The 13,429-nt window shown below is 73.5% G+C and carries 8 protein-coding genes; 4 read left to right on the top strand and 4 right to left on the bottom strand.

Going from position 1 to position 13,429, the window contains the following annotated elements:
• The first annotated feature begins 35 nt into the window (after positions 1 to 35).
• The 3 genes from ACPCJR_RS19055 (at position 36) to sugE (ending at position 8,109) form a co-directional block, all read left to right on the top strand.
• Positions 36 to 5,354 carry an alpha-2-macroglobulin family protein gene (locus ACPCJR_RS19055; protein WP_391514303.1) on the top strand — a complete coding sequence of 1,773 codons (5,319 nt, stop codon included), beginning with the start codon at positions 36 to 38 and terminating at the stop codon, positions 5,352 to 5,354.
• A 4-nt stretch (positions 5,355 to 5,358) separates the two neighbouring features.
• A complete protein-coding gene (gene pbpC / locus ACPCJR_RS19060) occupies positions 5,359 to 7,641 on the top strand; it encodes a penicillin-binding protein 1C (protein ID WP_391514301.1) in 2,283 nt (760 codons plus the stop codon).
• A 147-nt stretch (positions 7,642 to 7,788) separates the two neighbouring features.
• Positions 7,789 to 8,109: a quaternary ammonium compound efflux SMR transporter SugE gene (gene sugE, locus ACPCJR_RS19065; RefSeq protein WP_391514299.1), complete on the top strand. Its 321-nt coding sequence runs from the start codon at positions 7,789 to 7,791 to the stop codon at positions 8,107 to 8,109.
• 4 nt (positions 8,110 to 8,113) lie between these two features.
• Here sugE and ACPCJR_RS19070 read toward each other — a convergent pair whose 3' ends face one another.
• The 3 genes from ACPCJR_RS19070 to ACPCJR_RS19080 are packed head-to-tail and all read right to left on the bottom strand — an operon-like array spanning position 8,114 to position 11,781.
• On the bottom strand, positions 8,114 to 8,914 hold the full coding sequence (locus ACPCJR_RS19070) for a helix-turn-helix domain-containing protein (protein ID WP_391514297.1): 801 nt from the start codon (positions 8,912 to 8,914) through the stop codon (positions 8,114 to 8,116).
• Positions 8,915 to 8,965: 51 nt separating this feature from the next.
• Positions 8,966 to 9,613, bottom strand: coding sequence for a class GN sortase (locus tag ACPCJR_RS19075; protein ID WP_391514295.1), 648 nt, complete (start codon positions 9,611 to 9,613; stop codon positions 8,966 to 8,968).
• A complete protein-coding gene (locus ACPCJR_RS19080; protein WP_391514293.1) occupies positions 9,610 to 11,781 on the bottom strand; it encodes a marine proteobacterial sortase target protein in 2,172 nt (723 codons plus the stop codon). The genes ACPCJR_RS19075 and ACPCJR_RS19080 overlap by 4 nt, the downstream gene beginning before the upstream one ends.
• A 286-nt stretch (positions 11,782 to 12,067) precedes the next feature.
• On the opposite strand from ACPCJR_RS19080, the gene ACPCJR_RS19085 reads away from it, so the two are divergent.
• Positions 12,068 to 12,691 carry a histidine phosphatase family protein gene (locus ACPCJR_RS19085; RefSeq protein ID WP_391514292.1) on the top strand — a complete coding sequence of 208 codons (624 nt, stop codon included), beginning with the start codon at positions 12,068 to 12,070 and terminating at the stop codon, positions 12,689 to 12,691.
• On the opposite strand, the gene ACPCJR_RS19090 is transcribed toward ACPCJR_RS19085, so the two are convergent.
• Positions 12,682 to 13,413: a hypothetical protein gene (locus tag ACPCJR_RS19090; RefSeq protein ID WP_391514290.1), complete on the bottom strand. Its 732-nt coding sequence runs from the start codon at positions 13,411 to 13,413 to the stop codon at positions 12,682 to 12,684. The genes ACPCJR_RS19085 and ACPCJR_RS19090 overlap by 10 nt on opposite strands.
• Between the last annotated feature and the right edge of the window lie 16 nt (positions 13,414 to 13,429).

Here is a 13,429-nt window from a genome sequence, read left to right on the forward strand (position 1 = left end):
CTGCTTCGGGCGCACCGGCCGGAGGAGACGCGCGCATGTCCCAAGGCAACCGTCTCGGGCACCTCGGCACAGCCTTGGTCGGCGCGATGCTGCTCGGCGTCCCCGCCCTGGCCCAGGCTCCGCGCCCGGCCGTGCCCCCAACCGCTCCACCGAGATCGGCGACCGCGCCGGTCGCGAAAACCTTCGTGCGCGAGGCGCTGGCGAGCGCAGGCGTTCGGCTCGAGACCGCGCTCAAGAGCGAGGCGCCCCCCGGCACCAAGACCGCGGCGCAGTGGCGCCGCCAAGCGGAGGTGGCGGCCAACAGCGAGGGCGGGGAGCCCGACGCCGAACTCGACGCCTATGCCGCCGCCGTCGCGGCCGACCCGAACGATCTTCGCAACTGGCTCGATTACGCCCGCGCCGCGAACGCGGCGGGCAACGACGAGGAGCGCGCCGACTATTCCGCCCGGTTCAAGCTGAAGGGCCGCGCGAGCGCCGCCGCCTACCAGGGCTATCTGCGCGCCAAAAATCCGGCGGACGAGGCCCGCGCCCTGGCCCGGCTCGGCGAGATCCAGACGGCTCAGTCCGAGTGGCGTCCGGCGCTGGAAGCCTACCGCGCGAGCCTCGCGATCCGGGACGAGGCCCAGACCCGAGCGGCCTACGAGAAGCTGCGCGAGGAGCACGGCTTCCGCATCCTCGACTACAAGGTCGATTCGGATGCCGCCGCGCCGCGGGTCTGCTTCACCTTCTCCGAAAGCCTCGTCCCGAAGACCGATTACGCGCCCTACCTCGCCGTCTCGGGGGCGGCCAACGCCGCCGTCACCGCGGAGGGCTCCCAGGTCTGCGTCGACGGGCTCAAGCATTCCGAGCGCTACGCCTTCGTCGTGCGCCAAGGCCTGCCCTCCTCGGTCGGCGAGAGCCTGCTGAAATCGGCCGATTACGAGGTCTACGTTCGCGACCGCTCACCCCAGGTGCGCTTCACCGGCCGCAACTACGTCCTGCCGCGCACCGGACAGGCGGGCGTGCCGCTGGTTTCGGTCAATGCCGACAAGCTCGACGTGGAAGTGCTGCGCATCGGCGACCGCGGCCTGCTGCCCGCGCTCCGCTCGGAGGACTTTCTGAGCCAGCTCAGCGGCTCGACGGCCAAAGCCATCGCCGACCAGAAGGGCCAGCGCGTCTGGAAGGGCACGCTCGATACGGCCAAGGCCGAGACCAACCGCGAGGCGGTCACCGCCTTCCCCGTGCTCCAGGCGGTCGGCAAGCTGGAGCCGGGCCTCTACCTGATGCTGGCCAAACCCACCGGCACCACGGATTCGTCGGAGGACGAGTACGGCGGCTACGAGACCCAGGCGACGCAGTGGTTCGTCGTCTCCGATCTCGGGCTCACCGCCTTCAAGGGCCGCGACGGCGTGCACGTCTTCGCCCGCTCGCTCGCCAGCGCCAAGACCGTCTCCGGCGCCGAGATCCGGCTCATCGCCCGCAACAACGACGTGCTGGCGACCGCCAAGACCGACGGCCAGGGCCACGCCGCCTTTCCCGCCGGCCTCGCCCGCGGCGAGGGCGGGCTGGCGCCGGGCCTCGTGGTGGCGCAGGTCGGCGACGATTACGGCTTCCTCGATCTGGCGCTCGGCGCCTTCGATCTGTCCGACCGCGGCGTGAAGGGCCGCCCCGCGCCCGGCGGCGCGGAGGCCTACGTCTTCCCCGAGCGCGGCGTCTACCGCTCCGGCGAGACGGTGCAACTCACCGCGCTTCTTCGCGACCCGCAGGGGGCGGCGGTGGCCGGCCTGCCGCTGACGCTGGTGGTGAAGCGGCCCGACGGCGTCGAGTATCGCCGCGCGGCGGTGGCCGACGAGGGCCTCGGCGGGCGCTCGCTCGCCCTGCCGCTGATGGCGGGCGCGATGCACGGGACGTGGCGCGTCTCGGCCTATACCGATCCGAAAGCGCCGCCGGTCGGCGAGGCGAGCTGGCTCGTCGAGGATTACGTGCCCGAGCGGCTGGAGGTGAGCCTCACCCCGAAGACGCCGACCCTCACCCGCGGTGAAGCTGCCACCATCGACGTCGCCGCGCGCTACCTCTACGGCGCGCCGGGCTCGGGGCTCGACGTCTCGGGTTCGGTCGCGGTGCAGGCAGCCGCCAGCCCCGGCATCAAGGGCCTCGACGGCTTCTCGATCGGCCTCGACGACGAGGCGGTGGAGGCGACGACCGCCGAGATCGACGCCAAGGCCACCACCGACGCGCGGGGCCATGCCAGCCTGACCGTGCCGGTGCAGGAGCTGGCCGCCCCCCGCGCGCTGGAGGCCAAGATCACCCTCGCCGTCGGCGAACCGGGCGGCCGGGGCTTGAGCCGCAGCGTGACCCTGCCGATCCTGCCGGCCCGGCCCGTTCTGGCGATCCGCAAGAACTTTTCCGCCGATATCGCCGAGAACGCGACCGCGACCTTCGACGTGGTGATGGCCGCCCCCGACGGGCGGCGTCTGACGCAGGACGGCGTGACCTGGACGCTCTCGAAGGTGGAGCGGACCTACCAATGGTATCGCGCCGACGGGCGCTGGAGCTTCGAGCCGGTCAAGTCGAGCCGCCGCATTGCCGACGGGCGCGTGGCGATCAGCGCCGACGCCCCCGCGCGCATCGCCGCGCCGGTGGGCTTCGGCCAGTACCGCCTGGAAGCGAGCGTGCCGGGCCAGCCGCAGGCGGCGGCGAGCGTGTCCTTCACCGTCGGCTGGGGCGGCTCCGAGAGCGCCGACGTGCCCGACCTCCTCGACCTCACCCTCGACAAGGGCGCCTACGCGGCCGGCGAGCGGCTGCGCGCCCGGCTCGCGCCGAAATTCGCCGGCACCGCGACCCTCGCCATCGTCAGCGACCGCGTCCACGAGATCCGCGACGTGGCGGTTACCGAGAGCGGCACCAGCGTCGACATCCCGGTCAGGGCGGAATGGGGCGCGGGCGCCTACCTCGTCGCCACCGCCTACCGCCCGCTCGACCAAGCGGCCAAGCGGATGCCGGGTCGGGCGCTCGGGGTCGCGTGGTTCTCCGTGGACCGGGAGAAGCGCGGCCTCTCGGTCTCGATCGAGGCACCGGAGAAGGTGCGCCCCCGCGGCACGCTGACCGTGCCCGTGAAGCTCCCGGGCCTCGCTCCCGGCGAGGAGGCGCGGGTGACGCTGGCCGCGGTCGATGTCGGCATCCTCAACCTGACCCGCTACGAGGCGCCGAACCCTTATCAGTACTTCTTCGGCCAGAAGGCGCTCGGCCCCGAAATCCGCGACCTCTGGGGCTACCTGATCGACGGCATGCAGGGCACGCTCGGCGCGATCCGCTCCGGCGGCGACGGCGGCGCGACCGAACTCGCCGACGCGCCCCCGACCCAAGCCCCGCTCGCGCTCTATTCCGGCGTGGTCACGGTGGGCGCCGACGGCACGGCCAGGATCCCGCTGGAGCTGCCCGCCTTCAACGGCACCGCCCGGCTGATGGCGACCGCCTGGACCAAGACCCGGGTGGGGCAGGCGCAAGGAGACGTGATCGTGCGCGATCCGGTGGTGCTCACGGGCACCCTGCCGCGCTTTCTCAATGTCGGCGACCGCTCGCGCTTCTTCGTCGCCCTCGACAACGTCGAGGGGGCGGCGGGCGACTACACCGTCGATCTCGACCTCACCGGCCCCGTCGTGGTGGCGGGCGAGGCGGTGCGCTCCACCCTGCGCCTGGAGGCCGGCGCCAAGGGGCAGCTCGTGATCCCGATCACCGCCGCCGGCCCCGGCACGGCCCGGCTCGACCTGAGCCTGACCGGTCCCGGCATCCAGGGCAGCGCCGGCCAGTCCTTCGCGCTCGGGATCAATCCCGGCACCGGCGCCCTCGTGCGCCGCAATGTGCGCCCGCTGGAGCCCGGTGCCGGTCTCGACCTGACGCCGGATCTGCTGGCCGACATCCTGCCCGGCACCGGGGCGGTCTCGGTCTCGGCCAACCGCCTCGGGGGCATCGACGTCGCCGCCCTGCTGCAATCGCTCGACCGCTACCCCTACGGCTGCTCGGAGCAGATCGTCAGCCGGGCGATGCCGCTGCTCTACGTCAACGCGCTCGCGGCCGGCGAGAAGCTCGGGCTGGACGGGAAACTCGACGAGCGGGTGCGCGGGGCGATCGAGCGGGTGCTGGCGCGCCAGGATTCGAGCGGGGCCTTCGGCGCGTGGTCCACGGAGAATGCGGGCGACACGTGGCTGGCCGCCTACGTCACCGACTTCCTCACCCGCGCCCGCGAGCGGGGATTCGCCGTGCCGCAGACCGCCTTCAACAGCGCGCTCGACCGCCTGCGCAACACGGTGGCCAACACCACCAACGTCGAGAACGGCGGGATGGATCTAGCCTACGCGGCCTACGTGCTCGCCCGCAACGGCCGGCCGGTGATGGGCGATCTGCGCTACCTCGCCGACACCCGGCTCGCCGATTTCGCGACGCCGCTCGGCCGCGGGCAGCTCGCCGCCGCGCTGGCCCTCCTCGGTGATCGCGGCCGGGCGCAAAAGGGCTTCGAGGCGGCGGTGCAGGCGCTCCAGGCCGAGCGCGACCGGGGCACCTACCGCGCCGATTACGGCTCGCGCCTGCGCGACGGCGCCGCCCTGCTGGCGCTCTCGGCCGAGGCCGGGTTCTCCCAAGGAACGCTGCAACCGGTCGCCGCCGTGCTCGGCCAGGAGCGGGCGGAGGGCCGCTCCACCAGCACCCAGGAGAATGCCTGGATGGTGCTGGCCGCGCAGAGCCTCGCCAAGGAATCCGACAGCCTCGCGCTCACCATCGACGGCAAGACCGAGACCGGCCCGCTCTCCCGGCTCTACCGGGCACCCGCCCTGGAGGCGCGGCCGGTGCGGATCGTCAATGCGGGCCGCGAGGCGGTGCCCGTCGCGGTCGGCGTCCAGGGCAATCCGATCGCCCCGGAGCCGGCGGCCTCGCAGGGCTTCACGGTCGAGCGCGCCTTCTACCGGCTCGACGGCAGCCCGGTGGATCTGGCCAAGCCGCTCCGCCAGAACGACCGCCTCGTCGTGGTGCTGAAGGTGACCGAGGCCAAGGCCAGCGCCGGGCGCCTGCTGCTGGTCGATCGCCTGCCCGCGGGCCTCGAGATCGACAACCCGAAGCTGCTCGATGCCGACGCGCTCGCGGGGCTGAGCTTTGCCAAGTCGGACGTGACTCCGGTCCACACCGAGTTCCGCGACGACCGGTTCGTGGCCGCCTACGACCGCACGCCGGAGCAATCCGCCTTCTTCTCGGCGGCCTATACCGTGCGCGTGGTCTCGCCCGGCAGCTACGTGCATCCGGGCGCGAGCGTCGAGGACATGTACCGCCCCGAGCGGTTCGGGCGCACCGCGTTCGGATCGGTCGAGGTGACCTCGGCGAAGTAGGGGTATGAGCGCTGGATGGGATTCCCTCTCCCCGCACGCGGGGAGAGGGCCGAGCCCCCCTCGTCGGGGGCTCGGCGAGGCGGCAGCCGGGGGTGAGGGGGCTCGGCCGGAAGAGACTCATCCTGAACCGCCCCCTCACCGTCGCTCCGGCTGCGCCTCCGCTCCCAGCCTGCACGACAAGGTGCAGGCTGGCCTCTCCCCGCGCGCGGGGAGAGGGGGACGCGTCGGCATTCTTTTCGTCCTCTTCCTCTCCGTCGCATGTCTACTGGCGGGCACCCTCTGGCGCTACGCCGCCACCCTCCCGCCCCTCGACCTGACCCAGGCCTCGCTCCGCTCCACCGTCATCCTCGATCGGAAGGGCCAGTTGCTGCGCCCCTTCGCCACCGCCGACGGGCGCTGGCGCCTGCCCATCACCGCGGACGCGATCGATCCGCGATACCTCGCCATGCTGAAAGCCTACGAGGACCGCCGCTTCGACAGCCATCCCGGCCTCGATCCGGCGGCGACGCTGCGCGCCGCGTGGCAGTGGCTCACCCACGGACGCATCGTGTCGGGCGGCTCAACCCTATCGATGCAGGTCGCCCGCCTCGTCGAGCCGCGCACGGAGCGCTCGCTTCCGGCAAAGCTCCGGCAGATGGTCCGCGCGGTCGAACTGGAGCGTCACCTCGGCAAATCCGGTGTGCTCGACCTCTACCTCGCGCTCGCCCCCTATGGCGGCCCGGTCGAGGGCGTGCGGGCGGCGAGTCTGGCCTATTTCGGCCGCGAGCCGGCCCGCCTGTCGTTTGCCGAAAGCGCGCTTCTCGTCGCCCTGCCGCAATCACCCGAGGCCCGCCGGCCCGACCGCTTCGCCGCCAACGCGCGGCGCGCCCGCGACCGGGTGCTCGACATCGCCGCCGAGCGCGGCGTACTGACCGCCGCCGAAGCGCAGGCGGCCAAGGCCGAGCCGGTGCCGGTTGCGCGAAAACAATTCCCGATGCTCGCGGCCCATGCCGCCGAGCAGGCCCACGCCGCCGACCCGTCAGCGCGGGTGCAGCACCTGACGCTCGACGCGCGCCTTCAGGCGAGCCTCGAGGCGCTGGCAACGGAGCGCGCGGCTGCTGCCGGCCCGGCGCTCTCCGCCGCGATCCTCGCCCTCGACAACCGCACCGGCGCGGTGCTCGCCCATGTCGGCAGCGCCGGCTACCTCGACGCCGGCCGCGCGGGTGCGGTCGATGCCACCCAGGCCGTGCGCTCACCGGGCTCGGCGCTCAAGCCCTTCATCTACGCGCTGGCCTTCGAGGACGGGCTCGCCCATCCCGAAACGCTCCTCGACGACCGCCCGGCGCGCTTTGCCGCGAGCTACGCCCCGGAAAACTTCGACATGGGGTTTCGCGGCACGGTGACGGCGCGGGTCGCGCTCCAGCAATCGCTGAACCTGCCCGCGGTCGAGCTTCTGGATGCGGTCGGCGCCGCCCGCTTCGTCGCGCGGCTGCGGGGGGCCGGCGCGACGATCCTGCTGCCGCGCGACACCGCGCCGGGCCTGCCGGTGGCCCTCGGGGGCCTCGGCATCACCCTCACCGACCTCGCCCGGCTCTACGCGGGTCTCGCCCGATCCGGCAGCGTTCCGGCGCTGGCCCGGCGCCTCGACGGGCCGCCGGCCGCGCCGGAGCCGGAGCGGCGCATCGCCGATCCGGTCGCGGCCTGGTACGTTGCCGACACCTTGCGCGGCGCCCCGCCGCCGGAGAACGCCCTGCCCGGCCGGATCAGCTTCAAGACCGGCACCTCCTACGGCTACCGCGACGCCTGGGCGGTGGGGTTCGATGCCCGCGTGACGATTGCCGTCTGGATCGGCCGCCCCGACGGCGCCTCGGTGCCGGGCCTCGTCGGTCGTGCCCAAGCCGCACCGATCCTGTTCGACGCCTTCGCTCGGTTCGGCGGCGAGCCGGAGGCCCTGCCCCGCCCCCGCGACGCCCTCGTCGTCGCGACCACGGCCCTGCCCCCGCCGCTGCGCCACATCCGCCGGGACGCGCCGAAAACCTTCGCCGCGACGCTCGGCGTGCCCCTCAAGATCGCCTACCCGCCGGACGGCGCCCGGGTCGATCTCGGTCTGAGCGAAGGCGCGCGGGCCCGCCTCGCCCTCAAGGCGCTCGGCGGCCAGCCGCCGCTGACCTGGATGGTCGACGGTCTGCCCGTGGCGGAGGCGATGCGTCGGCAGTCGGAATGGAGCCCGGAGGGCGCGGGCTTTGCGCGCATCTCGGTGATGGATGCGGCGGGCGCGAGCGACAGCGTGGTGGTGCGGCTGGAGTAGCCGAGTCGCTCTTGTGCGGCATCACACGTGACTCCCGCGCCCCAGGCTTTAGCTCACTGCGTGAGGCAACGTCCTCCCCCGTCGTCCTTTCTTCGAGATGGGGTCCAAGTCCGGGACGGCCCGGCTCATGCGCCCCATGAGGTTGCCGTGGCCTGGATCGTTCTCGTCATCGCCGGTTTGCTGGAGGTCGTCTGGGCCTTCTCGATGAAGCAGTCGGAGGGGTTCTCCCGCCTCTGGCCCAGTCTCATCACCCTCGTCACCATGGCGCTGAGCTTCGCCTGCCTCGCCTGGGCAATGCGCAGCCTGCCGCTCGGCACCGCCTACACGATCTGGACCGGCATCGGCGCCGTCGGCGCCTTCATCGTCGGCATCGCCTTCCTCGGCGAGGCGATGAACGCCACCCGCATCCTGGCAGCCCTGCTGATCGTCAGCGGCCTCGTGCTGATGAAGCTCTCGAGCACCGCCTGACGGCTCAGGCCGTCCCCTCCCCGCAGCCGGGAAACACCGCGAACACGTCCTCGCGCACCCGGTCGAGAAGGCGCCGGTAGGCCGGCTCGCAAGCCATGCCGGCGGTGATGCGCCCGTACTGCGCGGTCTCGGCCAGCGCCCCGCGCTCCGGCACCAGGGCGAGCGGGGTCGCCGCCGGGGTGAGTTGCGTGCCGCGGCCCGAGAACAGGGTCGTCAGGATGCCGAACATCTCGCCCTGGATGGTCGGGCGGCCGAGCACGGCGAGCCGGTACTGCCCCTGGAAGTTGGTGACGAGGTAGATCTGGCCCGATTGGTTCGGCACCGAGACGGTGCCGGATTGCGCGAATGGCGCGTCGAGCCGCTCGGCCTCCCGGAAGACGAGCCGGGCGCTCTCGGCATCCCAGGCGATCTCGGTGCGGTAGGCGAAGATCGCCCCCACCTGCCCGAAGGAGGGGCGCAGCGTCAGGTAGCGACCGGTCAGGAAGGCGACCGCCTCGCGGGTGTAGGAGCCGAACTCCTCCGGCGCGTGACGGGCCTTTTCCGGGGCCGCGACCGGCGGTGCCGGAGCCTGCACCCTCAGGGGAAGGCCCAGCGCCTCCTCAAGGCGCAGGGTGGTGGCCAACGTGAAGGGCCGGCGGCCGGACAGCGCCTTTTCGAGGGTCGAGATGCTGATGCGGGCCGCGTCCGCGAGCGCCTGCCGCGACATCCGGCGGCGGGCGAGGGCCTCGCGCACGGCATCCGCGATGGCGCGGCTCTGCCCGGCGGGCAGTTCGGTCTCGGGGTGATCGGCCTCGATCAGCGACATCGCGTGCGGTTCCGGACGGATCCGCACAGAACCGCACAAGCGAGGGAGGCGTCAAGGCTCGGCGGTTTCGTCGAGCACCGCCTCCACCAGCAGCCGCTCCGGTCCCGGCGTCACCGCCTCGAGCGGCCAGCAGGTGGCGAGGACGAGATGGCGGCCCGGCGCCTGCGGGTCGAGGCCGGAGGCGTCCCAGCGCGCGACGCGGCGCCCGGCGACGCGAAAGCGAAGGCTGCGGCCGTCGCGGCGCTCCACCGTGATCGCATCCCCGACCGCGAGCCGGCCGAGGCTGCGGAACTGCGTGTCGCGGTGGGCGGCGTAGACCGCCGTTCCCGGCTCGCCCGCCTCCGGCGTGCCCTCGACATGGCCGGGCCCGAAGGCCAGAGCCTGCCCGCTCGATCCGGCGAGCACCACGTAGCGCTCGCCGAACCGCGGGAAGCCGATGCGGGCGACCGGAACCGTATCGGCCCAGGGCCAGGGGCGCATCGGTGCGCCCTCGGCCAGGGTGCGTCCGAAGGCACGCTCCAGAAGCACCTGCGCCAGGGCGGCCTTGGCCGGAATCCAGGCGGCCTGCGCCAGCAGGACGAAGCCGACCGCGACCAGCAGGAGGGCCGACAGGGGGACCGGCAAGGAAACCCGAAAAGCGGCGAGGCTCCTCCGGCCGGGGCGCCGCGGCGCGGCGCCCCGATTCGCGCTCCCGCTCACGCCGCGACCCGACGGCGGCGGAGGGAGAGGAGCAGGCCGAGGGCCAGCAGCAGCGCCCCGAGCCAGGCGCGGATCTCGAAATCCGTCGCGGTCTGCGGCAAGGCGACGGGGGTGGCGGCGGCCAGTTGGGTCGCCGGGGCCGCGGCGCGGCGCTGGCGCGGCGGCGCGGGAAGCGGCTGAGCCTCACCCTCGCCGAACACGCTGGCAAAGTCCCAGCCGGCCGGCAGGTTGAGCGGAAGATCGGTGCTGACGAGCCGGGCCCCGTCCGGGCGGCGCGGCGTGGCATCGATCGCCACGAGGGAGGTCAGGCGCGTCGTCAACCCGTGGTCGAGGGCGAGCCTCAGGATCGCCGCGTCGGCGGCCTCGGCCGCGAGCCGGCCGGTCAGGCGCGCCGTCTCGGCCTCGGCGATCTTCGCCCGCGCCCAGAGCTTGCCGATGCCGGCCCCGTCCTGCGCCGCGTCGAGGGCGAGCACCGTCCGCCAGGGCTGGTCGCCGATCCGTCCGGTGAGGGTCAGGGTGCCGCGGGCCCGGCCCATCCGGGCCGAGAGGGTGAGCGGCTCGCCGTGGTAGAGGTCGGGCAGGCGGGCGGGCGTCGCGTCGACGCCGGGCTCGGAGAAGGTCGCGGTCAGGTCGGTGACGGCCGGACTTTCCAGCTTCAGCAGCAGCGCGCGCATCCGCTCGGTCACCTGATCGGGCGAGCCGATCTGGGTGAAGCTGCCGCGGCCGAGCTCGGCGGCATGGCTCATCAGGTAGCCGTTCGGGGCCGAGCCGATGCCCACCATGAACAGCCGCGAGCGCCCGCGCTCCGTCGCGATGGCCGAGAAGATCTGCGCCTCGTTGCCGATGGCGCCGTCGGTGAGGAACACGACCTGACGCAGGCGCCCCGTCTCCTCCGGCGCCGCGTCCCGCAGCGCGGCCTTGAGCGGCGCCAGCATCTCCGTGCCGCCGCTCGCTTCCAGCCCCGCCACGAAGCTCTTGGCGCGGGCGAGATGGCGTTCCTCGGCGGGCATCAGATCGGAGAACAGCGTGTCGAAGCTGTGATCGAAGCGGATCACGTTGAAGCGGTCGCCCGCGCCCAATCGGTCGAGGCCGATGAGCAGGCTCGCCTTGGCCTGCCGCATCGAGGCGCCGCCCATGGAGCCGGAATTGTCGATCACGAAGACCACGTCGCGGGGCATCCGCACGGCGGTCGCCGCCTGCGGCGGCGTCACGAGCGCGAGCACCGCCTCCCCTTCGGCGATCCGCTCGCGGAACAGGCCCAATGCGGGCGCGGCGCCGGGCATCGCCGTCCAGGTGAGTTCGAAATCCCGGTCGGCCGCGGTGGCGCCGTCGGCAAGGGTGATGCGGCGCTCGGCCTGCGACGGCTCCTCGACGCAGATGGCGTGGGTGGCACTGCGCACGGTGCCGAGGGGAAAGCCGGCCTTGAGGTCGATGGACAGCGTCAGCGGGTTGATCGGGGCGTGGCGGGCCGGATCGAGCACGGGTGCCGCGATCTTTTCGCGATCCGGCACGGGGTCCGAGCCGGAATCCGCGGTGGGCCGCTCGCTGGCGAGCGTCAGGGCCGGCGGGGCCGGGCTGTAGCGCGGGGCCGCGACGGTCGGCAGGCGTAGGGAATAGGTGCCGGCCGATTGCCGGACCGGCTGCTGATATTCGATCTGCACCAGCACGGTCTCGCCGGGGCCGATATGGGCGACCGCGTTGGTGAACAGGTTGGGGCGCTGCTGCTCGGTCAGCGCCGCGGCCTTGCCCTCGGCCTTGGCCGCTTCGTAGGCGCGGCGGGCGGCCTGCCGCTCGCGGATGTCGGCGACGATGACCCGGTCGCCGACCACGAGCTTCATCGTGTCGACGGCCGCATCCTCCGGCAGCGGAAAGAGGTAGGTGCCCTCGACCCACTCGCTCGTGGTGTTGCGGAAGGCCTGGGTGATGGTCGCCCGCGCGGTCGGGCCACTGACCGTGATCGCCGCGTCCGCCCGCAGGCGGGGCGCCTCGACGGGGGCAGCGCCCTCGGAGCGGAGCAGCAGCGTGCCGCTGCCCTCGGCGCGGGCCGGCTGGAGGCCCGCGAGCAGCGCCAGGATCACGGCGACCACCGGGCCGATCAGGAGGTTGCGCGGCAGGCCCGGGGCTGAGGGCAGAACGGTTCGGTGCGAGGATGGACGGATCGCGAGCATGAGGAGGCTCCTTGGGATCGGGCGCCGGCCGGGGCCGGTCTTCCTCCAAGCTCCACCGGCAGCGCCTCCGCCGCCACGGGACGCTTCGCCCTCCTTCGGCCCCGCTCCGCACCAGCCGGGGCTCCGCGTTGCGGAAAGCGGCGCACTCGGCCGCCCACGGTGACGCTTCGTCCGGATCCGTGCGCAGCTGTCGGTGCGGGCCGCCTCCCGCTCAGGCGCGGCGCGCGGGTCAGGCGCGGCGCCGCGACCCGCTGTTCGGCCGGCGCGAACCGCCTACATCGGGCTCATGTCCCGCTCATCCTCACCCGCTCCGTCCCCGCCCGTCACGCGCATCGTCTGCATCCGCCACGGCGAATCGACCTTCAACGCGCATCACCGGGCGACGGGGCGCGACCCCGGCCATATCGACGCCCGCCTGTCCGAACAGGGCCACGCCCAGGTCGCGCAGGCCCGCGCGGCCCTGCGCGACATCCCGTTCGACCTCGTCGTCACCTCGCCGCTGACCCGGGCCCTTCAGACGACGGCGGGCATCTTCTCCGACCACCCGGCCAAGCCCGCGCTGCTCGTGGAGGTGCTGCACCGGGAGTGCCAGGAGAGCAGCTGCGACATCGGCCGGGCCGCCTCGGAGCTCGCCCGGGAGTTTCCGGATTTCCGCGTCGACCACCTGCCGGAGACATGGTGGTACGCGCAAGGCGAGGCCGGCCCGGAGGGTTGGCATGTCGAGCCGCCGCACCTGTTCGACCGGCGCGTGGCGGGCTTTCGGGAGTGGTTGCGGGCGCGCCCGGAGCGGACCATCGCCGTGGTCGGCCACGGCACGTTCTTCTACCACCTCACCGGCCACTGGCTCGCCAATTGCGAGACGGTCGAGGTCGATCTCGCCGACGAGCCGCGCCCGCGCGCCTACGGCTGAGCGAGGCTGCGCGCCGCCTCCAGGCGGTCGCGGGCGCAGAGCAAATCGATGGCCGGCGCCTGCCGGCCGATCCGGAGGGCCCCGTCGAGGATGGCGAGGGCCTCGCGCCACGTTCCTTCAGCGAACGGCGCCGCCCCCTCCGCGACCTCGGCGGCGCAGCGCGGGTCGCTGAAGGCGCGAAGCGCCGCCGTGGCGGTGCGCGCCACCGCCGAGGCGCGGGCGCCCGCGATCCAGGCATGGCGGCCGGCGGCGGCGTCGGACAGGGTGCCGCCCTGCCTCTCGGCGGCGCACAGGGCGTCCTGCGCGCCGGCTGGATCGGGCGCGGTCTCGCAGCGGGCGGCGAGCGCGGGCAGCCCGGCTGCGTCGAGCAGCGGCGGCAGGATGCGGCGCACGCTCTCGAGGGCGAGAAAGGCGGTGCGGGCCGCCTCGATCTCGGGCGCATCCGCCGAGCCGGACAGCCGCAGCACGAAGGCCATCAGCCCTTGCCGCTCGGATTCCGGCATCGCGTCGTTGAGGCCGAGCGCGTAGGCCGCGAGCGGGCGCGAGAAGCAGGGCGGGCAATCCTCGGTCGCGGTGATGGCCCGGTAGGGCAGCCCCGCCGCGACCATGGCCGCCTCGTTGATGCAGGTGCCGCCGTCCGGCCCCGGAAAGGCGTGCGAGCCCTTCAGCAACCGCCAGTTCAGGATGGGCTCGAAGGCGCCGAGGGCGTCGCGTTCGTTCAAGCAGGGCTCCTCCCGA

It is taken from the genome of Methylobacterium sp. NPDC097929 (assembly GCF_049543375.1).
Lineage (GTDB): Bacteria > Pseudomonadota > Alphaproteobacteria > Rhizobiales > Beijerinckiaceae > Methylobacterium.